Origin of the sequence: Bacillus sp. AFS018417 (assembly GCF_002560985.1) — a bacterium.
GTDB lineage: Bacteria > Bacillota > Bacilli > Bacillales > Bacillaceae_G > Bacillus_A > Bacillus_A rhizoplanae.
Genome location: NZ_NTTM01000030.1, coordinates 192,352 through 212,804, shown reverse-complemented (window position 1 = coordinate 212,804; position 20,453 = coordinate 192,352). Strand labels below are relative to the sequence as shown.

The following is a 20,453-nucleotide window of genomic DNA, read 5'->3' as shown; positions in this document are numbered from 1 at the left end:
GGAGAGCTTTTCTCTTTAGTAAATAAGTATTTCTACGTGGAAATTGTTTCCGTTTTTTATATATTTAATATCTGTTACAGTACGTACTTGCTTTAAAATTTCTACTTTTTCACCGATTCTCGGAATAGTTGGAACATTGTCCCAGATACCAAGCAAATCATCCATTGTCTTTGTTTTTTCGTAAAACCAAATTTTCACCGTGATGCCCCTTTCTTATTTTGTATTTTAATACATGATAATACATTTTTATTCTTTTTGTAAGGGGTTTTTACGTATTTTTTGAATGAATTTAACAAAAAAAAATTTCATTCGGGAAAGCCATGTTTAATATTAGGTGTTAATGACATTTCTGGACCGTCACAATAAGTCTGCAACACTTGTTACAGCTGAAGAAGTTTTAAATTGCTTATATAAAGGTTGTAGTAAAGTTTCACTTTAATATTATAGTAAGAAAATAAAGAATAATTTTATAGAAAAAAATAAGAATATTTTGTATAATTACATTACAATAATTTTGAAAACAGGGGTGGCAACGTATGGCACATATTCCAGAAAAAAAACTAGAAACATTATTAGCATTAGCTGATCATGATAAACAAAAACAAAAAGAATTTTACGAAACATTGTTAACAACATACGTTTATGTTGCAGGGACAGTTGATATTGAAGAAGGAGATTCACAAGGAACAGTGCATTTACGTTATTTCCAAGGTGATGGAAGATGGATTTTACCATTCTTTACACAGCTTGAATTTTTACAAGCCGTACTGCCTGAAGATGTGCCTGTTATTACGATTCGTGGAAAAGAATTATTTGAGAACATTGATGCTGAAGCAACGGCAGTCTTAAACATTGGTACAGATCTTGATAAAACATTTACACCTCCAGAAATTGCTGATATTGCTTCAAGAAGAATTTTTAATTATTATCTATAAAGTACCGTTACCATTTTTCCTTTGCGTCATATAGTATTAGTAGCTTGACCAAGGGGGGATGGACATAGATGGCTGACAATAATAACAATAATAATAACAACAACTGCTGCTGGGATAACTTGTACAATTGGAAAAACCGTAATAACAACAATAATAATAACAATAATAACAATAATAACAACAATAATAATAATAACAAAAACAAATACAACTGTTGCTGGAATCACTGGAATTACTGGAATTACAGAAATAACAACAATAACAACAACAATAACTGAATGGAAAAAGGAGAAGCAAAAAGCTTCTCCTTTATTATTTCTATACAAATTTCCCTCGCATTAACGAGAAATATGAGATTCCCCCTTCAAGATTCAGAGAAACCGAAGAAGATTGGTGGAGGATGAAGAAGCCCACACTGATGGAAGTTTCACTTAATACCAGATGATATGGAAAGTATTTTTTGTTGTCCATTTATTTTAGCAGGAACGCCAAGAGGCACTCCTATGTTTGACTTTATATGCCCAATTGGTAAGCCGCTTAAAAGAGGGATATTATAAGATGTAATGTGATCATGCAGAATGTCAGAAATAGATAAAGATGGCTTTGTAGATGTACAGTTGTGACAACTTGCAAAGATAACGCCAGCACACTGTTCAAATTTTTTTCCTAAGCGTAATTGATTTAACATGCGATCAATACGATACGGTTCTTCTGCAATTTCTTCTAATAAAAGTAGTTTATTTTTTGTATCGATTTCGTAAGGTGTACCGAGTGTGCTTGTAATTACAGCTAAATTGCCCCCTACAAGAGGAGCTGTGATAGAACAAGAGAAAGAATGAATAAATTCTACTCCTTCCAAAATAATAGAGTACGGATGGAAGAGTTGTTTGAAAAAGGAGAAAGAGAGAGAATCAAGACCCTTTCCAACTTCCTCCATCATGGGACCATGGAAAGTAACGAGTTGTGAGAATTGTCCAAAAGCAATATGTAGGGCAGTAATATCGCTATACCCCCAAAAGATTTTTGGATTATCTCGAATTAGTGCATAATTAATATAAGATAAAAGGCGACCAGTACCATATCCACCTCTTGCGCAAAAAATAGCTTTTACATATGGATCTGCAAAGGCTTTGTGTAAGTCATGAACACGAATCGCATCATCTCCGGCTAAATAGCCTCGTTTTTCTTGTACGCTCTGTCCAATTATAACGACCAATCCTATTTCCTCTAATTTCTGCTTTGCTTGAAGAATATGCTCTATAGATGGTGGACCTGCTGGAGCAATGATCATAACGGTATCTCCGTATTTTAATGGTTTGGGATACTGCATCAAATTTCCCCACCCCCCTTTCTTTCACTATATTCGCTTATAGGATATTCAATCCTTGTGAAAAGAAGGAAATCATTTGGCATGACAAGAAAGTATAAGAGAAAGGGGAGAAGAAAAAATGTTCCATAGTCGAGTATGCGAGAAATTGGAAATTACATACCCTATTATTCAAGCTGGGATGGCAGGAACAATTGTAACCCCAGAGCTAGTAGCAGCTGTATCTAATAGTGGAGGGTTAGGTACATTAGGTGCAGGATATATGAGCCCTGAACAAATCCGTTTAGCTGTACGTACTATTCGTCAGTTAACTGATAATCCGTTTGCGGTGAACTTATTTATTACAAAAGAAATGGAAGTTGACGAAAAACAAGTAGAAGAGGCACAAAATCTGTTAAAGCCCATTCGAGAAAAATTGCAATTGGGAATAGCAAAGCAAACGTTACAGCTGCCGAAAAGTTACAAAGAGCAGCTACAAGTTCTTATTGAGGAGAATGTTCCTGTTTTTAGTTTTACTTTTGATACACCAGAACAGGAGGAGATAGAATTATTAAAAAGAAATGGCATAAAAGTAATTGGCACGGCAACGAATGTAGCAGAAGGGAAGATATTGGCTCATTTAGGAGTAGATATTATTGTTGGGCAAGGAAGTGAAGCAGGGGGACATCGTGGAACATTTGTAGGAAAAGAACAAGATTCTATGATTGGAACAACTGCGCTTATTCCACAGCTTGTTGATGCTGTTCCGCATATTCCAATTGTGGCGGCAGGTGGGATTATGGATGGACGGGGAGTAGTGGCAGCCTATGCACTTGGTGCAGAAGGGGTACAAATGGGTACAGCATTTTTAACATGTTATGAAAGTATAGCCCATGAGGCGCATAAAGAAGCAATTATAATGAGTACAGACCAAAGTACGACAATGACTCGTGCATTTTCGGGTAAATATGCGAGAGGGATTCGAAATACTTTTATTGAACAATTGGAAAGTAAAGAAGGAAAATTTCCTGTATATCCAATTCAAAATGTATTAACAACAGAAATTCGTCAAGCAGCAGCGATACAAAATAACCGCCAATATATGTCGCTTTGGGCAGGACAAGCTTCTGCTTTAGCCAGAACAGAAGAGGCGCAGCAAGTTATAATGCGAGTGATTAAAGAAGCGAAAGAGACATTAGAAAGATTACAAAGTACAATCTATATATAAAAAAGAACGCTTGAAAATTCAAGCGTTCTTTTTTAGTTACTCTCATAAAATTGCTGAATTGCCTCATCGACATATACCCAGCCTTTCCAACCCAAATGCATAGTATCTTTTAAGAAATACTTATCATATTCATGGCTTGAAAAATCTGCAACTGGGAATCCAGCTTTTTCAATTTGTTCATTTATTTTTTTATAGTATACATCACGTCGTTCTTTCGGGAATCCAGCATAATCATACCATGGACCATTAACTGGAACAGAAATGAATAATGGTTTTGCATGCTGTTGTTTTAAAATGTCTAAAACTAATTGGAAATCGTCATATTCTGGCGATTCATCGAATGATTCATTTGCTCGATATCCTTTTAGACGTTTTAATTTATCCTTAATCTTTTGGTCATAGTAGCGATCTTCAATGCCGAATGGATTCGTTTGAGATTCTACTTCGCCAGTTTTTTCTGCATGGTTACGAATATCGTTCCATGCAAGGGATTTTAATTCAGCATCTGTATGTGTTTTTCGCGGTTTAATATCAAACATTGATGTAACTAAATCTTTACGATCTAAAATGTTACGATATACATACGCAAATGGTTTTGCCGCCGCTGCTTTCACTTTATGTTTTGTATCGTCATATACGATTCCTTCTAAAGAAGTTTTTAGGAGTGTATCTTTACGAACAATTTCAAAACTTAATAAGCGGTTTGCGATTTCTTTTTTCGTCTCAGGCTTTAATTCATCATTAAAGATGAGATGGTACGCTTGCTGAGATGAAAAGTTTGGCGCAAAATGAACTTCGTCTAGCCCTTGTTTTACAAACCATTGCGGTGAAAGGACGAAGACAATTTTGCGATCTTTTAACTGATCCATTGACGATGCTAGATTTAACACATGAGTAAGACTTTGTGTTCCACCGCGACCGATAAGAAACGGAGTAAATTCTTCATTTTTCACTTTAAAGTAGTTAGATGGATGATATACATCTAACCGAGAAAATTCCGATGAACCGTACATCGGAAGGTATTTTGGATCTTCTAGCGCTTTTTGTTGCAGTGCAATGCCCTGGAACATTTCTTTGTTTAAAGATGTTGAGGCATCGTTGACCTTTTGCTCCCCGATAAGTGGTAAGAGGAAGCGTGATGGAATAAGTAACACCACGCAAAAAAGAGCAAATGCTAGAAGCATCGGGCCAAACGTTGGTTTTTTCATCGCATATCTTCCAGTTTCTTAACAATCATGTTTGGCGTTGCCCATTCGTCACGATCAAAGTCAGAAATAGGCACTTCAATACCTAAACGTTCTTGAAATTCTACTAATAAAGATACTGTACCGAAAGAATCAAGAATACCTTCTTCAAATAATTGTACATCTGTATTTTCTTTTACAATATCATTTTCACATACTTCTTCTAAAATATCTAATACTTGATCTTTAAATTCAGCCATTGTGTATTCTCCTTTATATCCATAATGTATGATGTGTAACTTCCTAAGAAGTTTTTAACTAAAAGTGTCTACCTAGGTTACCTGAGAAGAGTAGGAGACCGAGACAAACGAAGTGGAATGTAATGATAATTCCAAGGGCATGTGTGAATTTATTATTTGGCCAAAACTTATGTTTTTTGTTTTTTCGTTCAAAAATATCAAATGCAATAAACAAAATTGCATGATATAAGCCATACGTAATATAATACCACGTTAGTCCATGCCAAATTCCCATAATTCCAAAGTTTAAAAATGCACCGATATAAGAAATTGTATAACGGTTTTTAATTAGTTTTTTCTTTGTCGCAAAAAAGACAAAGCGCATATAAATAAAGTCGCGGAACCAAAATGATAAGCTCATGTGCCAGCGGTTCCAGAAGTCCTTAATATTACGACTTAAAAAAGGCTTGTTAAAGTTTTCAGGCGTTTTAATACCCATCATATAACTTACACCAATTACGAATGCGCTATATCCTGCAAAGTCAAAGAATAGATATAAACTATAAGAGTACATATCAGTCATAAATGAAATAAATGTAGCTTGTTTAGAAATTGCTGCATCCCAAAAATGATTTTTAATTAAGTACGCAATAATAAATTTGTAAAGAAAACCCTGGAAAATACGATTGATTCCCGTATAAAGCATTACCTTATACTCATCAGCTGATGGTGGGTTCTCTACATCTTTTTGGAAGCGACGATATCGATCAATTGGACCTGTTGAAATTGCAGGGAAGAACAGAAGAAACTCCCAGAACTTAAATAGTGATATTTCTTTAATAAGTCCATCGCGAATTTCAAATATCATTTGTACTGCTCTAAATGTTACGTATGATATACCAAGAAATACGACTAATTTCATAGCTGGTATATCAAAAAATACGATTGATTTTAAAGCTGGTACAACAGGTGTAATTTTTACTAAGATAAGCGGTAAGATCGATAAAATAACAGCAGTGCAAAAGATACTTGTTTTGTTATCACGCTGTCGCAACGTTAAATATCCTTTAATTAAAACAAATTGCCAAATTGCAAATATTGCCAATGCAACAGCTTGTGTTGGTTTATCAGAAAAGATAATTGCCAACATAATAAGTGTTACAACTGCATTATATTTGCGCAGCATTTTCCCTTGTAACCCAGCAATGATGGTAGGGATAAGCAAAATGCCCACAATCACGAAAAAATAAAATGATGCATATGGGATCATGCTGTAACCTCACTCAATAATTTTTTACGGTCTACTTTTCCATTGGGTGTCATTGGAATAGAAGATTGATACATGAATTTTCGTGGAATCATGTAATTTGGTAATCGTTCATTGAGTTCCTTTTTTATCGCAGATGTTAATTTGAATTCTTTTTCAAAAGAATGTTCACCTGGAACAACAACCGCTAATAAGTAGTCGTATTTTTCACCTTTTTTAATTGGAAGTACCACAGCAGCTTCCACATACGAACATGAACGAAGGTGATGTTCAATTTCTTCTAATTCCATACGATAACCGTGTAGCTTAATTTGGAAATCAAGACGACCATTATAGAAAAGAAGTCCATTTTCTAAATAACCAGCGTCACCAGTTTTATAAGCACGTTCGCCGTCAATAACTGTGAATGCTTTTTCTGTTAATTCAGGGCTTCCTAAGTATCCAATACTTACACTCGGACCAACGATTACGATTTCACCCTTCTCACCATCAGCTGCAACAGTACCATCTTCTTTCATAATGATGATACGGCAATCTGATTTACAGTAACCGACTGGAAGAGATTGATATTTGTCTACTACTTCATTTGTTACATGAATACCAGTTACAGCAACAGTCGCTTCTGTTGGTCCATACGTATTCATAATAGTAGCTTTTGGGAAGCGCTCTAACAGTTTTCTTGCAACATCATTAGACAGTACTTCACCACAGAATAAGAATGTTTTCATGTTTGGAAGCATACCTTCTGAGAAAGATGGCTCCATTAAACACATTTCTGCAAAGGATGGTGTAGACGTCCAAACTTGTACATCTGATTGTTCTAAAGAAGCAAATAAATCTTTTGGACGTGCAATCATATCTTTATCAATTGCCCATAGTGTACCACCTGTTACTAATGACGGATAAATGTCCATAACAGATAAGTCAAATGAGAATGGCGCTTGGTTTAAAAAGACTTGTCCAGTTTGTAAGTTGAAATCTTCAACTGTCCATTTTGTGAAACTTACAAGACAATTATACGTAATTTGTACACCTTTTGGGTTTCCTGTACTCCCTGATGTGTAAATGATGTAGAAGTTGTCTTCACCCTGTACTGCATATTCAGGATTTGCAATGTTTCCTTTATGAGTAAGAAGAATATCTTCTAATTTCTTTCCATCAACAATCTGAACTGGTAAATCAGCCACTGTAACATCTGTTGGAGATAAAAGTAGCTTTGCACCAGAACTTTCTGCAATGCGCAGCACACGATCAGTTGGAATTGACACGTCTACTGGAATATACGCATGTCCAGCTTTGACACATCCTAAGAAACAGACTATCATTTCTGGCTGCATATGCCCGTATACCATAATTGGTGAACGATCATCTCCATATTGGGAAGAAATCCAATATGCTAATGCATCAGAATCTTCTTTTAATTGTCTGTATGTAATTTTCGCATCTCGCCAAACGAAAGCGGTTTGGTCAGGCGTTTCAACCGCCCACTTTTCGATTTGTTCTAATAACTTCATAACGCTCCCACCCTAAAATTCATTGTAAATAAATGTACTTGTGTTTGTATCTTGGAACCCATACAACCATAGTAAAGCAAGTAAAATCGCAAGGTAGTAACAAGTTTTTGCAACCCATTGCGTGAGTGGTTGAGACCATATTTCTTTTAATATTTTCATGTCTTTCCCCCTCTATAAAATAGTATCCGTATGTAAGTATCATATCCTACATCACTTTGAAAAACACAGAAATCCCACACTTTAGGGAAGTGTAAGGCAAAAAGGCTCTTTTCTGATAGTAGCACTAAATGTTAAAAAAGAAAATCCCTAACTTAACAATTATATTACATTCTAGATAGAATTGTAATTCCATTACAATTGAAAGAGGTAAGGTTATATTCCCTTTAACTAAAATCGCACATAAACTCTTGTTATACAAAGGGATACGGTCATTATGATGGAATAAGATTGTTAAAAATAGAATAAGGGGTTGAAACGAATGAAATCATCTCAAGTAGATTGGTTATTATATCTTTCTGAAGAAAATATTCGAATGTGGCGACGTTATTTACATCAGCACCCTGAATTGTCATTTCAGGAGAAGCATACAGCACAGTTTATATATGATACATTACACTCATTTTCTTATTTTAACTTAACAAGACCAACAGCATGTAGTGTAATGGCAAGACGAAAAGGAAAAGGTTCAGGCAATATTATTGCGATTCGAGCAGATATAGATGCACTTCCGATTCAGGAACAAACGATGAAGCCGTATGCATCTAGTGTACCAGGAGTTATGCATGCTTGCGGTCATGATGCACATACGGCAATTTTGTTAGGTGTAGCCGAGGCCTTAGTGAAATATGATGAAGAGTGGGGTGGAGAAATTCGTCTTTTGTTTCAACATGCTGAAGAACAATACCCTGGTGGAGGACAAGAGATGGTGGAAGCGGGAGTTATGGATGGAGTAGATTATGTCATCGGTCTTCATGTAATGTCAGGGCTAGGAAGTGGACAAATAGGAATTTCCTACGGACCAATGATGGCAGCACCGGATGTATTTACAATTGAAGTTAAAGGAAGAGGAGGACATGCTGCTCATCCGAAACAAACAGTGGATCCGATTGCAATAGGGGCACAAATTATTACGAATTTGCAACATCTTGTGTCAAGACGGACGGATGCGTTTGAACAACGAGTGGTATCGGTCACGCAATTTCATGCAGGAACAGCTGATAATATCATTCCTGAGACAGCAATGATTGTAGGAACGGTGCGTTGCTTTGAGAACACATTACGACAAGAATCTAAAGAAATTATTGAACAAATTGTGAAGGGGATTACAGCAGCGCATGATGCAACGTACTCATATACGTATCGTTACGGATACAATCCGGTAATAAATGATTCCTATGTAACAAAGGTAGTAGAAGATAGTGCCATTGAACTGTTTGGAAAAGAAAGTATTATCTCACTTTCCCCTTCTATGGGAGGCGAGGACTTTTCTGCATACTTACAAAAGGCTCCAGGTTGTTTTGTAAAGTTAGGGACGGGAAATGTAAATAAAGATACTTGTTATCCACATCATCATCCGAAATTTGATGTGGATGAAACGGCATTAATTCGTGGTGCACAATTATTTTTGCAAGCGGCAATGAAGCTATTAAAAGGATAAAGTAAATTAACAAACAGTGGATAGTTGAAATTATATTACGAGATAAAAAAAGGCAACTGCAAATATCGCAGTTGCTTCTATTTCTTTCCGTTAGAGAGGGTTAAGAAAGAACTATGCTCATTTATAATATATGTATGTCTTACGGACAAGCTTGTATCTTTTCATTAATTTTAAAAAAAAAATTTATTGACTTTGATAATTATTATCAATTAATCTAATGTTATCTTTTTTATTGATAATAATTATCATTTTCGTTCATTCCGTACTAAAGGAAATATAAAAAATAAGAGAATGAGATACATAATAAGGGGAGAGAGTAAAATGAGTAAGTTAGTAATGATTTTTGCAAGTATGAGTGGAAATACAGAAGAGATGGCAGATCATATTGCCGGGGCAATTCGCAAGGCTGGAAAAGAGATTGAAGTAATCGATATTATGACATCACCAGAGGCGTCTGTTTTAGAAGATTATGAGGGGATTGTATTAGGTGCATACACATGGGGAGATGGTGATTTACCAGATGATTTCTTAGATTTTTATGATGAAATGGATAAGTTGGATTTAACGGGGAAAAAAGCAGCGGTGTTTGGTTCTTGTGATTCTGCATATCCGAAATACGGGGCAGCTGTTGATATTTTAATAGAAAAGTTACAGGAGCGCGGAGCTAACGTTGTACTTGAAGGATTAAAAGTAGAATTAACACCAGAAGACGAAGATGTTGAAGCGTGCCTTCGTTTTGGTACAGAATATACAAACCACCTTTCTTAATGGCGTTTGAAGAAAAGAAATTAAGGGAAGACGTTTAGCGTATTCCCCTTAAAACATGTAGCAGTCGTTTTGTATTGTTTTCAATCATTTTTGAATCATTTGTTTCAAAACCATATACAAGGTCGTGCAGTATAGGACTATATTGATAAAAAGAGATAATCCGTTCAAAAAATGTTGTATCCGTTCTATTCGTTAAAGCAGTATATTCCTCGTATACTTCTAGTGTAAAGGCATGGCCGTAATCAGCGTATAATCCAGCAAAATCAAATGCGGGATCACCAATTTGTGCATCTCCTATATCAATGATACCAGCAATGTGCCTCAGGAGAGGATGAAATAAAATATGATTATGTGTTAAGTCAGCATGAATAACTGTTTGTGGAGAGGAGCTTGTATATAATTGCTCAAAAAATGTTTGAAATAGTGTATTCAATCGTTTAGTTTCTTCTATTGTAAATGTAGTAAACAGGTAATGTTTTAGTTTCATATATAGCTTCTTCCAATATTCAGTTGTTTGCTCAACCTGAAATCCCCACTCTTTTGCAAGTGTAATAGGAACTGTATGAAAAGCAGCAAGAAATGATGCAAGTTGTGTAACAATTTTCGTTTTTTCATTAATTGAGAGGTTATGTAAGTAAGATGGTTTAAATGGTTTACCATGAATTATTTTATAGTAACTGCAAACAGGAATTGTATCTGCTTTATTTTCATATAGAATATGATAGTTCGGTACTTCTATTTGTTGTGTTTGCAGCATAGGAGACAGTACTTCATATAATTGTTTTTCACGAGGAATTTTTTTCGCGTATTCAACTTTTCTAGGGAATCGAAATAACCATTCATCATTTATGAGAATAGCAACATTATCCCAACCGCTTTCATCTTGATGAAAGGAATGGATAGGCAAGTTCGGGAGTGTTTTTTGAATATATTGTATATAGTCTAAGTCTGTCATTTTTTCGCCTCTTTCGTTTAGTTATAAATAGAAAAGAAATCCCTAGCTAGGGATTTCTTTTCTTATCCCGTATTTAACGGATAATCTCACCTCAAGATGTAGGGTTGATTGAGAGGTGAGACAATTTTACGTAAAGATTGGTTCAAATAACTATCAGTGGAGGATGAAGAACCCGCACTGATGGAAGTTGAACTTTATAAATTCTCGTTTTGCTGCTGTATCTCCTTTTTACTCAAATCAAGATTTGTATTTTCGATAGCTCTATGTTTGTCTAAAGAATCTCCAGCGTATCCTTTTTGTGTTTTTATAACCCTTTTACTTGAACTTGCTGAGTTATTATTCATATGAATTCGTCCTTTCTTTTACTTAAAATATACGAAAGTAATAAGTAATAGCAGTACAGCTCCAAAAATGACAATGCCGACTAAAAACGTCATGTTAGAATAACGAGGTGATTTATGTACATCTTGACGATAACCGGGTGAAATTTCCGGTGCAAACTCTTCTTGATAAGACTGTTGTTCTTCCTTTTCGTCCACTGTTGCAACTCCTTTATGTTTTTTATCCCGCATTAACGGCCACCTCAAGATTCAGAGGGAAGCGAGGAAGATAGATGAGGGATAACTGCTGGCATGTGCCCGATTGGTTCAACTAAACCTCCACTGATGGAAGTTTCACTTTATTGATATGTTGCACGTTATAAGGAAGAAATATACTCTTAGTATGTTAAGCACTGAGCGAGAACCCAGCCGATAGATATGGATAATAGGAGAATCATAAGTCCGACAGCACGATTATCTTCTTCAATTGCTTGCTTAATACTGAAGCTCATTGTAACAAGTTCTGCAATGTAAAAAGCAATAATTTGCGTTACGATACCGATAGCACTCCAAATGATCATATCGATGAGTGAAACAGACTGAGCGATGGTTGCCCCCACTATAAACGTAAGGCCAAGTAATTTTCCGCCAATTGACATAGCTGCAGATACATTTCCTTTTGCAATTAATTGAAATTCCTTTACTTTTGTCGTCCAATCAAATAGAAGAAAACCGATACATAGTAAAGCAAGCCCTGTTCCAGCATATATAAAAAAATTTAGGAATAAATTCACATTTTTCTCCTTTCTTTTGTTAAAAATCCAATATTTACCTCGTATTATACATGAAATGAAAAAAATGCTTCTATAAAAATAGTGGGGAAATTATTTTTGGGAGATATTATAAAAATAGTTGTTTATATATGTTTGTATACTATTATTATAATTTATATATATGATTTGTAGGAAAAAAGGTGTTCTTACTTAAAGAACCTTTTCTCCCGAAAAACATTATGTGAGTTTGAATCCATATGTAGCAGCAATTGCTTTATATGTTGTTTTTTTATTTGTGATGATTACAGTTGTTTCGACAGGAACCCGATCAAATAACCAATGTACGTCACTATTATACATGCGAATGCAACCGAGTGTTGTCCATTTTCCAATGGCGCTTGCATTATTAGTTCCGTGAATGGCATATGTTGTTCCTTTTGTTCCTTTGAGATTCAGACCGAGCCATCGATCCCCTAATGGGTTGCGTGAATCACCGCCAGGAATATTTTTGGCATAGTAGGGACGATTCTTAATTTTGTTGACAATATTATATTTTCCTAGGGGTGTTGGTGTGCTGCTTTTTCCAGTAGCAACTGTAAACTCTTTTACAAATTTACCTTTTTCATAATATGCCATCTTATTTGTCGCTACATTGACAATTAACAAATGTTCTTGCTGATATGTCTCTGCATCAGCTGCCTTAACAGGAAGCATAGAAGAAAAGAATAATAATAGTGCAATCGCAATCTTCCTCATATTAAATTAGTCTCCTTTATGTAAATATCAAAATTTATTATAGCTTTCTTTTATAAAGAATCCTATTACTTTTTTATTTATATACAAAATATTAAGGATATATAAAAAACCGCTATTTAGCGGCTTTTTAATGTAATATATTTTTGCTGTACTTGAAATAGACGAGCGAGTAAAAAGATTGCACCAAAAGCTAGTCCTAAAATGAGACCAATCCAATAACCTTTTGCAGCCAAAGTTGTATATGTTGCAAGTGTATAACCGAGCGGGAGACCTATTATCCAATATGCAACTAGTGTCATAACAAGTGCTACATTCACATCTTTATAACCGCGAAGTGCACCTTGTACTGGTGTTGCAATGGCATCAGAAAATTGGAATAAAATTGCAAACACGAGAAATTGTTTCGCTAAGTCGTGTACTGCAGAATCATTTGTATAAATAGAGGCAATATTGTCATCAAATAAAAACAGTAAGATAGAATATAACAGTGCGAAAGCTAGTGCTAATCCTATACCAATAAAGCTATAATGCTTGGCATCTTTATATCGGGAAGCACCGACTTCAAACCCGACAGAAATTGTCATTGCCATGGATAAACTGAGTGGTGTCATATATAAAAGAGATGCGAAGTTCATCGCAGCTTGGTGAGCAGCAATGGTTGTTGTGTCAAAATTACTCATAAATAATGTAACAGCAGCAAAAATACTTGTTTCAAAAAAGATTGCAAATCCAATTGGTACACCAAGTTTTAATAATTCTTTCCAGCTTGATATAGAGAGGCGATACAAACGTTGAAAGACACCATAAGAAGAGAAAGGCTCTTTCGTACGGATAATGACAATAGTGATAAGTAAAATACACCAATATGTCGATGTTGAAGCAATGGCAGCTCCAACTCCACCGAGTTTTGGGAAACCGAAATGACCAAAAATGAATATATAGTTCAAAATGATATTAATCGGTAAAGATAGTAAAGTGATAATCATTGTTGTGCGGGTTTTTCCTAAGGCATCAATAAAACAGCGGAGTACTGTATATACAAATAGCGGAATGATACCAAATGTGATAATGCTTAAAAATTGAGCAGCAATTTGGGCTACTTGTTTCTCTAAATGCATGGCATGTAAAATTGGTGAAACCACAAAAAATCCAATGATTATAACAATAACACTGACCAAGATTGCTAAGTATACGGCTTGTGTCACAACGTAAGCTACATTTTCTTTTTGTTTGGAGCCGATAAGGTGAGCAACAATAGGAGTTGTTGCCATTAAAATACCTGTTAATCCTGTACTAATTGGAAGCCATATACTTGTTCCAATTGCAACTCCAGCTAAATCAGTGGCACTTGCATGTCCTGACATCGTCGTATCGAAAAAACTCATTGAAAATAATGACATTTGTGTAACAAATATGGGGAAAAATAATAAGATAAATTGCTTAATTTTTTGTGAAATCGATGTAGTTTCTTTCATATATACTCCTTTCTAAAATACGAATAGGCCGTTTCAATCATACTATTGAATAGGAATTTAGAAAAGTAATATGTATCTATAACAACATTGGTGCATTTTGAACGAATATGAAAAAAACGATGCGTGTTTAGTGAAGATGAGGTATTATGATAAAGTATGAAAAAAGTATTATAAGGTATTAAGGAGGCACGGTTGTGGCTGATTGGTTAATTGGATTAATCATGGGTGCTGTTGAAGGGTTAACGGAGTTTTTACCTGTATCATCAACAGGGCATATGATTTTAACAGGGCATTTAATTGGATTTGAAGGCGATAAAGCAAAAACGTTTGAAATTGTTGTTCAATTAGGATCTATTTTAGCGGTTGTTGTTGTATTTTGGAAACGATTATGGTCGTTAGTTGGAATTGGACGAGTAAAGCAAGGGCCATCGTTAAACTTATTACATATTATTATCGGTATGATTCCAGCTGGATTACTTGGTGTTTTATTACATGACAAAATTAAAGAGGTTTTATTTGGACCAGGTCCAGTTGTTATTAGTTTAATTGCTGGTGGTATCTTAATGATTATTGCTGAGAAATTCTCAAAGCCAAGCACAGCGAAAACACTTGATGACATTACGTATAAACAAGCGTTTACGATTGGGATGTTTCAATGTTTAGCATTATGGCCTGGTTTTTCTCGTTCAGGGTCTACAATTAGTGGCGGTTTGTTAGCGCGTGTATCTCATACAGCAGCTGCTGAATATACATTTATTCTTGCGGTACCAATGATGGTAGCTGCAACAGGTCTTGATTTAATTAAGAGTTGGAATGAATTAAGCGCAGCAGATATCCCATTATTTGCAACTGGATTTATTACTGCATTTGTGGTTGCTATGTTAGCAATTGTTTCATTCTTAAAATTATTATCTCGTGTGAAATTAACACCATTTGCATATTATCGTTTTATTATTGCCGCGGTGTTTTATTTCTTTGTTTTATAATAAAAAAACTGCCATTTGGCAGTTTTTTATTTTGCTATTTTTTCAATCATATTTTCCATTACGTGCTCCCAAATGGAAGTATCAGAAGTTAATGTTTTACGAAATGCAGCATACATTTCTTTTTGCTTTTCTTCAAACTGTGGATCATCTTTTTCTGGTAATGTAGCGCGCATAGAAGTAACGAACTCTTGAACTTTTGGAGCGCGTGGCCCCCAAATATATTTTTCATTTCCTGCTGCGTCCATAAAAATGAAAATTGGAATCGCGCGTGCGGTACCATTTGTTAAATATTGATCCATCAATTCTAAGTTATCATCACGAATGAGTAGGCTCATCTCGATATTGGCAACTTCGCAAATGCGTTTCATAATTGGTACGCAAAGAAGGGCATCACCACACCAATCTGCTGTTAAAACGATAACGTTTAAACGATCGTTTTGATGTTGCTCTAAAACAGGAAGAAGTTCATTCGGAATTAAGAAATTATTATAAATATGTAGTAATTCGTGTTGATTCACCGTCATATCATTTACATATGCCTCAAAGGACATGCCTTTTTTAAACCATTGAAGTAATGTCATGTACTACACCTCTTTCTCTATTTGTTCATATTGTACCAAATATTTTACGGGAAAGCTGGTAAAGTTACTTTTATTGGTAATCCATATTTTGTCGAGTGTAAAAAGCTAGAACAATAAAGTGAAACTTCCATCAGTGGAGATTTTCTTCATCCTCCCTACTGATGGAAAGCTCTCACCAATCGGGCTTTTACGGGCAGTTATCTCCCACCTATCTTCCTCGTTTCTCTCTGCATCTTGAGGTGGGGGGTTACTGCCCGTTAATGCGGGATAAAATGAAAACAGGGTGCTTCTGTGCACCCTGTTTTCTTGCTGATAAAATTTACAGCATTTTATGAAAGCAACCTTTATCATCTATTACCAAGTAACTAAAAAAAGATACATGATTTTCCCAATAAAATGGATGACAAATTCCAAAAAGTACGTTAATATAGTTCATAATGTTTTTATTTAATCATATTAAATAAATAGAGGTGCTGTACAAAATGTCTAATAATCGCGAGTTGCTAATGGAAGATCTGTCTACGAATTTTTTTGCTATGTTTCGTACATTACGTAATGATATGGGCAAAATTTTCGGTGATTATATTCCATGGAATGAATTTATCGTGTTGCGTATTTTAAATCGGGTCCAAAAAGAAATGGTTTCCCATGTTGCGAATGAGCTGAACGTATCGAATAGCCACATTACGGCTGTTGCAGAAAAATTAATTAAAAAAGAACTTGTAACGCGTTCGCGCTGTACATCAGACCGTCGTGTTGTGTATTTGGAGATTCTTGATAAAGGGAAAGAATTAGTGGCTGAGATGGAAATGCGAAAGAAGGAATATTTTAAAGAGCGATTTTCTACTTTGTCTGAAGATGAAATGCAAGTCATGATTTCTATTTTACAAAAGCTAATTTAGTAAGAAATAGCATTCATATTTCATATTGTTAAATAAATGGTGGAAAAGTTAGGGAATCATATGATGCGTTGAAGATAGTGAAATGAGACTTCCATCAGTGGGGGGGTCTTCATCCCCCATCTAGCTTTTTCGCTTTTCTCTGCATCTTGAGATGGGGGTCTTACTACCCGCGAATAGCGGGATAAATTCCATACTAAGGAGCGGTCTTACTATGCAAAAGCCTTCGCAATCAATGCGAAGGCTTTTCATGTGTATTTAGAATGGAATGGAGCATACTAACAATATCATTATACAGAAGGGAAGAAAGAAGTATGTCAAGTCGTAATGGTAGTAAAGGAAGCGGGAATCAAGGAGCACCCAAAGTAGGGCAATATCAACAGGAGTTCGGCACAGAGTTTGTTACTGGTGATGATAATAAAGGGAAAGAATATCGCTCGAAAAAAGGGAGCAAATCAAGGAAGGAGTGAAGCATATTCACTTCTTCTTTATTATTAAATAAAGTGAAAGTTTTCACTAAACGGGTGTATGCTAGCAAATATTCCTCGCTTAACTGCTTTTTTTAGGATTTTGCTACGTAATTTTAATGCTCCACATGTAGAGGGATAAAAAAAAGCCATCTTGTCATTGCAAGATGGCTTAGGAAGGGGGGACAATTTCTGTCAATTTAAGCTAGGGATAGAAAGCTGTTCGAGACATTAGGGGATGTCTCATTATTAGGGAGGAACAGCTTCGATAGTTATACTATAAAAGATTGATGTGAATTCAATGTGAATTTGGCGTGAAAGAATAAGGAATTTTCTATTTTTTATACGAAAATAAAAGTTGAAATTCAAAAGAAAAAAGATTATGCTCAACTATGTATGGAGTATGGAGGACGGATTAAGGGAGTTAGTATTATGGAAATGATAGAAAAACGTGACTTGAATGATCGTTTTATACGATTAAGTCCACCACAAATTTTAGCGATTGGATTTTTTGCTTTAATTATTGTTGGCGGCATATTATTGAAATTACCGATTGCGACGAAAACGTCTATTAGTTGGGTTGATGCTTTTTTCACAGCAACATCAGCTGCGACTGTAACGGGCTTAGGTGTAGTAGATGTAAATAGTACATTTACCATATTTGGACAAGTTGTCATCATGCTTCTTATACAAACAGGCGGTTTAGGGTTAATGACAATTGCTATTTTAATAGTTTGGGTGCTCGGAAAGAAAATAGGATTACGTCATCGACTTCTTATTGGAGAAGCATTAAATCAAACGAATATTGGCGGACTTGTAAAATTAGTAAAACGAGTGTTTTTCTTCTCGCTTTGTATTGAATTCGTTGGAGTATTATTTTTATCCATTCGTTTTGTTCCTGAATTCGGATTGGGAAAAGGGCTATATTACAGCTTGTTTCACGTCGTAGCTGCTTATAATAATGCAGGATTTGCTTTATGGCCAGATAATTTAACGAGATATGTTGGAGATCCTATCATTAATATTGGTATTTGTTCTTTAATTGTAATAGGTGGTTTAGGTTTTACAGTACTAATTGATATATGGTACAGTCGAAGTTTTCGAAAATTAACACTGCATTCGAAAATCATGATTGTTGGTACAATTGCGTTGATTATTTTTTCAATGACTGTCATCTTTATATTAGAGTATAGTAATGTTAAAACATTAGGTTCTTTATCGTTAAATGAAAAATTGTGGGCATCATTCTTCCAAGGGATTACCCCTCGTACAGCTGGGTTTAATACAATTGATTATGGAAGTATGAATGAATCAACGTTGTTTTTTACGATGGTACTTATGTTTATTGGAGCCGGAAGTGTTTCAACTGGAGGCGGTATTAAGCTTACGACTTTTGTTATTTTAATTACATCTGTTATTTCATTTTTTAAGAAAAAAGAAGATGTTATTTTATTTCGTCGTACAATTAAAATGTCAACAGTGATGAGAGCTTTGTCGATTGTAATTGCAAGTCAATTTTTAATTTTTGTAGCAGTATTTGTACTTATGCTTACTGAAAACTTTAGCTTTATTGAATTGTTGTTTGAAACGGTTTCAGCCTTTGGAACAGTTGGATTATCAATGGGAATTACAGCTGATTTATCAGCTTTTGGGAAATGTGTGATTATGTTTGTTATGTTTTGTGGGTTAATTGGACCATTAACACTTGTGTTTTCACTTGCACGGCCAGCAAAACAAAAAATTCGTTATCCATCTGAGGATGTGTTTACAGGATAAGGTATCTCGCGAAAAGCGAGATACCTTTTATTATGTTCCGTGATGAAAAATTGTCTGGAAGATCCTAATTGATGGAAGTTTCACTTTATACCGCACTAACGGGCAGTAAGATCCCACCTCAATATTCAAAAAAAGCAGAGAGATGGGAACAACTGCCCATAAAAGCTCGATTGGTTCAACTAACCATCAGTAGGAGATAAACCTTCCTCTACTGATGGAAGTTTCACTTTATTACGTAAAAAGAGAGTACAGCAAGCTGATAATAGCTGCTCGAAATATTAGTGCAACAATCGCAGTTATGCCGCCCATTACTGCTGCAATTCCACCTGTAACAGTGGCACCACGGTTATAGGCATATATGCCAATTAGGACAGCAAGAAGTCCAAAGAGTACTGGGAAAACGAATAAAGCTAAGACTGCAAGGGCAAGAGCGATAAATCCTGCTGTTGCTCCCCCTGTTTTTGTTGTTCCTTCTTCTCTTCCATCGTAAGGCACACCATTAGGTGCAATTTCAGCTGCGTATTCTTCTTCAAAATGGTCTTCGTTTTCTCTATAACGTTCTTCATGTTTATCAGTCATTATAATATCTCCTTTCATAAAGAGCTTCATGTTTAGTATGAACTGCTTTTATTTTTTTATCCTCCATTTCGCGGGCAATAAAATCCTCACGTCAAGATTTTGAGAAAATAAAGAAGAAACATGGAAGATAACTGTCGTAAGAGTGCGATTGGTAAGAGCTTTCCAGCAGTGGGGGATGAAGAAAACTCCCCCTGATGAAAGTTTCATTTCATGAGATAGTTAAATTACAAAAGTTGGTATGTCTTCCGCGTTTTTGGAAACGATAAAAAGGAATTGATAGGAAAAAGAGGTGGTTTTGTATGACACAACATCCAATTGAAAACTTAATGAAAACAGCAATGACAAACTTAAAAGAAATGGTGGATGTAAATACGATTGTTGGAAAGCCAGTATCAACAGCTGATGGGAATGTTATTTTAACCGTTTCAAAAGTTGCTTTTGGTTTTGGTGCAGGTGGAAGTGATTTTAAAGGAAGTGGGCAACCACAAGAGGGGCAGAACTTACATCCATTTGGTGGTGGAAGTGGTGCAGGGGTTTCGATTAACCCTGTTGCGTTTTTAGTAGTTGGGGCAAAAGGAATTCAGGTTATGCACTTACATAGCGGTACACATCTTGTAGAAAAAGCATTGGAAGCAGTACCTAATGCAGTGCAGCGGTTAGTAAATAAGAGATAGCGGAACGCTTGCATTTTAAGGAAATTATGATATAGTGGATGAAGTGTGTTTAAAAATTATACGAATATAAAGTAAATGACTATATAAAGAATTAGGATTTAAGAAGAACAAGGG

The 20,453-nt window shown here is 35.4% G+C and carries 25 protein-coding genes; 9 read left to right on the top strand and 16 right to left on the bottom strand.

The genetic code is table 11. The features are described from left to right. Positions 1 to 15: 15 nt before the first annotated feature. Positions 16 to 198, bottom strand: a complete 183-nt coding sequence (locus CN326_RS13595; protein WP_098309545.1) for a DUF3913 family protein — start codon at positions 196 to 198, stop codon at positions 16 to 18. Between the two features lie 338 nt (positions 199 to 536). Here CN326_RS13595 and CN326_RS13590 point away from each other — a divergent pair, with 338 nt between their 5' ends. Then, a complete protein-coding gene (locus CN326_RS13590; RefSeq protein ID WP_098309544.1) occupies positions 537 to 935 on the top strand; it encodes an SseB family protein in 399 nt (132 codons plus the stop codon). A gap of 26 nt (positions 936 to 961) precedes the next feature. Here the strand turns inward: CN326_RS13590 and CN326_RS24650 are convergent, their stop codons facing one another. After that, on the bottom strand, positions 962 to 1,261 hold the full coding sequence (locus CN326_RS24650; protein WP_176524619.1) for a hypothetical protein: 300 nt from the start codon (positions 1,259 to 1,261) through the stop codon (positions 962 to 964). Between the two features lie 101 nt (positions 1,262 to 1,362). After that, entirely contained in the window at positions 1,363 to 2,265 is a 903-nt protein-coding gene (locus tag CN326_RS13580) for a S66 peptidase family protein (RefSeq protein ID WP_098309586.1), read from the bottom strand. A 118-nt stretch (positions 2,266 to 2,383) separates the two neighbouring features. On the opposite strand from CN326_RS13580, the gene CN326_RS13575 reads away from it, so the two are divergent. After that, entirely contained in the window at positions 2,384 to 3,469 is a 1,086-nt protein-coding gene (locus CN326_RS13575; protein WP_098309542.1) for an NAD(P)H-dependent flavin oxidoreductase, read from the top strand. 32 nt (positions 3,470 to 3,501) lie between these two features. Here the strand turns inward: CN326_RS13575 and dltD are convergent, their stop codons facing one another. From dltD to CN326_RS13550, 5 genes are read right to left on the bottom strand one after another with little or no spacing between them, the layout of a single operon-like run. Continuing rightward, positions 3,502 to 4,677 (bottom strand): D-alanyl-lipoteichoic acid biosynthesis protein DltD, encoded by a 1,176-nt coding sequence (dltD, locus tag CN326_RS13570; protein ID WP_098309541.1) that lies wholly within the window; start codon positions 4,675 to 4,677, stop codon positions 3,502 to 3,504. After that, on the bottom strand, positions 4,674 to 4,913 hold the full coding sequence (dltC, locus tag CN326_RS13565; RefSeq protein ID WP_098309540.1) for a D-alanine--poly(phosphoribitol) ligase subunit DltC: 240 nt from the start codon (positions 4,911 to 4,913) through the stop codon (positions 4,674 to 4,676). The genes dltD and dltC overlap by 4 nt, the downstream gene beginning before the upstream one ends. Positions 4,914 to 4,971: 58 nt before the next feature. Further along, entirely contained in the window at positions 4,972 to 6,162 is a 1,191-nt protein-coding gene (gene dltB / locus CN326_RS13560) for a D-alanyl-lipoteichoic acid biosynthesis protein DltB (protein WP_098309539.1), read from the bottom strand. Continuing rightward, on the bottom strand, positions 6,159 to 7,673 hold the full coding sequence (gene dltA / locus CN326_RS13555) for a D-alanine--poly(phosphoribitol) ligase subunit DltA (protein ID WP_098309538.1): 1,515 nt from the start codon (positions 7,671 to 7,673) through the stop codon (positions 6,159 to 6,161). The genes dltB and dltA overlap by 4 nt, the downstream gene beginning before the upstream one ends. A gap of 12 nt (positions 7,674 to 7,685) precedes the next feature. Beyond that, positions 7,686 to 7,832 carry a teichoic acid D-Ala incorporation-associated protein DltX gene (locus tag CN326_RS13550; RefSeq protein ID WP_098309537.1) on the bottom strand — a complete coding sequence of 49 codons (147 nt, stop codon included), beginning with the start codon at positions 7,830 to 7,832 and terminating at the stop codon, positions 7,686 to 7,688. A 319-nt stretch (positions 7,833 to 8,151) separates the two neighbouring features. On the opposite strand from CN326_RS13550, the gene CN326_RS13545 reads away from it, so the two are divergent. After that, complete coding sequence (locus tag CN326_RS13545) at positions 8,152 to 9,330, top strand: M20 metallopeptidase family protein (RefSeq protein ID WP_098309536.1); 1,179 nt, start codon at positions 8,152 to 8,154, stop codon at positions 9,328 to 9,330. Positions 9,331 to 9,651: 321 nt separating this feature from the next. Further along, entirely contained in the window at positions 9,652 to 10,098 is a 447-nt protein-coding gene (locus CN326_RS13540; RefSeq protein ID WP_098309535.1) for a flavodoxin, read from the top strand. 34 nt (positions 10,099 to 10,132) lie between these two features. Here the strand turns inward: CN326_RS13540 and CN326_RS13535 are convergent, their stop codons facing one another. From CN326_RS13535 to CN326_RS13510, 6 genes are all read right to left on the bottom strand, one after another. Further along, positions 10,133 to 11,053: an aminoglycoside phosphotransferase family protein gene (locus CN326_RS13535; RefSeq protein ID WP_098309534.1), complete on the bottom strand. Its 921-nt coding sequence runs from the start codon at positions 11,051 to 11,053 to the stop codon at positions 10,133 to 10,135. A 194-nt stretch (positions 11,054 to 11,247) separates the two neighbouring features. Further along, positions 11,248 to 11,397, bottom strand: coding sequence for a hypothetical protein (locus tag CN326_RS24645; protein ID WP_098309533.1), 150 nt, complete (start codon positions 11,395 to 11,397; stop codon positions 11,248 to 11,250). A gap of 18 nt (positions 11,398 to 11,415) precedes the next feature. Continuing rightward, the gene (locus CN326_RS13525) at positions 11,416 to 11,592 is read right to left on the bottom strand and encodes a 2-isopropylmalate synthase (protein ID WP_098309585.1); all 177 of its coding nucleotides are present in this window, start codon (positions 11,590 to 11,592) and stop codon (positions 11,416 to 11,418) included. A gap of 179 nt (positions 11,593 to 11,771) precedes the next feature. Beyond that, positions 11,772 to 12,167, bottom strand: coding sequence for a DUF350 domain-containing protein (locus tag CN326_RS13520; protein WP_098309532.1), 396 nt, complete (start codon positions 12,165 to 12,167; stop codon positions 11,772 to 11,774). A gap of 216 nt (positions 12,168 to 12,383) precedes the next feature. Continuing rightward, a complete protein-coding gene (locus tag CN326_RS13515) occupies positions 12,384 to 12,902 on the bottom strand; it encodes a L,D-transpeptidase (RefSeq protein ID WP_098309531.1) in 519 nt (172 codons plus the stop codon). Positions 12,903 to 13,018: 116 nt separating this feature from the next. Then, positions 13,019 to 14,377 (bottom strand): MATE family efflux transporter, encoded by a 1,359-nt coding sequence (locus CN326_RS13510; RefSeq protein ID WP_098309530.1) that lies wholly within the window; start codon positions 14,375 to 14,377, stop codon positions 13,019 to 13,021. Positions 14,378 to 14,571: 194 nt separating this feature from the next. Here CN326_RS13510 and bacA point away from each other — a divergent pair, with 194 nt between their 5' ends. Beyond that, positions 14,572 to 15,363: an undecaprenyl-diphosphate phosphatase gene (gene bacA / locus CN326_RS13505; RefSeq protein ID WP_098309529.1), complete on the top strand. Its 792-nt coding sequence runs from the start codon at positions 14,572 to 14,574 to the stop codon at positions 15,361 to 15,363. 26 nt (positions 15,364 to 15,389) lie between these two features. Here the strand turns inward: bacA and CN326_RS13500 are convergent, their stop codons facing one another. Then, positions 15,390 to 15,944 carry a thioredoxin family protein gene (locus CN326_RS13500; protein WP_098309528.1) on the bottom strand — a complete coding sequence of 185 codons (555 nt, stop codon included), beginning with the start codon at positions 15,942 to 15,944 and terminating at the stop codon, positions 15,390 to 15,392. Positions 15,945 to 16,426: 482 nt separating this feature from the next. On the opposite strand from CN326_RS13500, the gene CN326_RS13495 reads away from it, so the two are divergent. From CN326_RS13495 to CN326_RS13485, 3 genes are all read left to right on the top strand, one after another. Continuing rightward, the gene (locus tag CN326_RS13495; protein WP_141525048.1) at positions 16,427 to 16,846 is read left to right on the top strand and encodes a MarR family winged helix-turn-helix transcriptional regulator; all 420 of its coding nucleotides are present in this window, start codon (positions 16,427 to 16,429) and stop codon (positions 16,844 to 16,846) included. A 311-nt stretch (positions 16,847 to 17,157) separates the two neighbouring features. Continuing rightward, positions 17,158 to 17,313, top strand: coding sequence for an imidazoleglycerol-phosphate dehydratase (locus tag CN326_RS13490; RefSeq protein ID WP_098309527.1), 156 nt, complete (start codon positions 17,158 to 17,160; stop codon positions 17,311 to 17,313). A 429-nt stretch (positions 17,314 to 17,742) separates the two neighbouring features. Further along, positions 17,743 to 19,086, top strand: a complete 1,344-nt coding sequence (locus CN326_RS13485) for a TrkH family potassium uptake protein (RefSeq protein ID WP_098309526.1) — start codon at positions 17,743 to 17,745, stop codon at positions 19,084 to 19,086. Positions 19,087 to 19,317: 231 nt separating this feature from the next. On the opposite strand, the gene CN326_RS13480 is transcribed toward CN326_RS13485, so the two are convergent. Then, positions 19,318 to 19,665, bottom strand: a complete 348-nt coding sequence (locus CN326_RS13480; protein WP_098309525.1) for an imidazole glycerol phosphate synthase — start codon at positions 19,663 to 19,665, stop codon at positions 19,318 to 19,320. A 299-nt stretch (positions 19,666 to 19,964) separates the two neighbouring features. Here CN326_RS13480 and ytfJ point away from each other — a divergent pair, with 299 nt between their 5' ends. Further along, complete coding sequence (ytfJ, locus tag CN326_RS13475) at positions 19,965 to 20,339, top strand: GerW family sporulation protein (RefSeq protein ID WP_098309524.1); 375 nt, start codon at positions 19,965 to 19,967, stop codon at positions 20,337 to 20,339. Positions 20,340 to 20,453: the final 114 nt, after the last annotated feature.

What these genes read in the sequence shown, in the direction of transcription:
- dltA (WP_098309538.1), bottom strand. Translation starts at nt 7,673, where the DNA reads ATGAAGTTATTAGAACAAATCGAAAAGTGGGCGGTTGAAACGCCTGAC.
- CN326_RS13515 (WP_098309531.1), bottom strand. Translation starts at nt 12,902, where the DNA reads ATGAGGAAGATTGCGATTGCACTATTATTATTCTTTTCTTCTATGCTT.
- dltD (WP_098309541.1), bottom strand. Translation starts at nt 4,677, where the DNA reads ATGAAAAAACCAACGTTTGGCCCGATGCTTCTAGCATTTGCTCTTTTT.
- CN326_RS13545 (WP_098309536.1), top strand. Translation starts at nt 8,152, where the DNA reads ATGAAATCATCTCAAGTAGATTGGTTATTATATCTTTCTGAAGAAAAT.
- CN326_RS13500 (WP_098309528.1), bottom strand. Translation starts at nt 15,944, where the DNA reads ATGACATTACTTCAATGGTTTAAAAAAGGCATGTCCTTTGAGGCATAT.
- CN326_RS13495 (WP_141525048.1), top strand. Translation starts at nt 16,427, where the DNA reads ATGTCTAATAATCGCGAGTTGCTAATGGAAGATCTGTCTACGAATTTT.
- dltB (WP_098309539.1), bottom strand. Translation starts at nt 6,162, where the DNA reads ATGATCCCATATGCATCATTTTATTTTTTCGTGATTGTGGGCATTTTG.
- dltC (WP_098309540.1), bottom strand. Translation starts at nt 4,913, where the DNA reads ATGGCTGAATTTAAAGATCAAGTATTAGATATTTTAGAAGAAGTATGT.
- ytfJ (WP_098309524.1), top strand. Translation starts at nt 19,965, where the DNA reads ATGACACAACATCCAATTGAAAACTTAATGAAAACAGCAATGACAAAC.
- CN326_RS13490 (WP_098309527.1), top strand. Translation starts at nt 17,158, where the DNA reads ATGTCAAGTCGTAATGGTAGTAAAGGAAGCGGGAATCAAGGAGCACCC.
- CN326_RS24645 (WP_098309533.1), bottom strand. Translation starts at nt 11,397, where the DNA reads ATGAATAATAACTCAGCAAGTTCAAGTAAAAGGGTTATAAAAACACAA.
- CN326_RS13575 (WP_098309542.1), top strand. Translation starts at nt 2,384, where the DNA reads ATGTTCCATAGTCGAGTATGCGAGAAATTGGAAATTACATACCCTATT.
- CN326_RS13480 (WP_098309525.1), bottom strand. Translation starts at nt 19,665, where the DNA reads ATGACTGATAAACATGAAGAACGTTATAGAGAAAACGAAGACCATTTT.
- CN326_RS13485 (WP_098309526.1), top strand. Translation starts at nt 17,743, where the DNA reads ATGGAAATGATAGAAAAACGTGACTTGAATGATCGTTTTATACGATTA.
- CN326_RS13535 (WP_098309534.1), bottom strand. Translation starts at nt 11,053, where the DNA reads ATGACAGACTTAGACTATATACAATATATTCAAAAAACACTCCCGAAC.
- CN326_RS13510 (WP_098309530.1), bottom strand. Translation starts at nt 14,377, where the DNA reads ATGAAAGAAACTACATCGATTTCACAAAAAATTAAGCAATTTATCTTA.
- CN326_RS13590 (WP_098309544.1), top strand. Translation starts at nt 537, where the DNA reads ATGGCACATATTCCAGAAAAAAAACTAGAAACATTATTAGCATTAGCT.
- CN326_RS13580 (WP_098309586.1), bottom strand. Translation starts at nt 2,265, where the DNA reads ATGCAGTATCCCAAACCATTAAAATACGGAGATACCGTTATGATCATT.
- CN326_RS13540 (WP_098309535.1), top strand. Translation starts at nt 9,652, where the DNA reads ATGAGTAAGTTAGTAATGATTTTTGCAAGTATGAGTGGAAATACAGAA.
- CN326_RS13550 (WP_098309537.1), bottom strand. Translation starts at nt 7,832, where the DNA reads ATGAAAATATTAAAAGAAATATGGTCTCAACCACTCACGCAATGGGTT.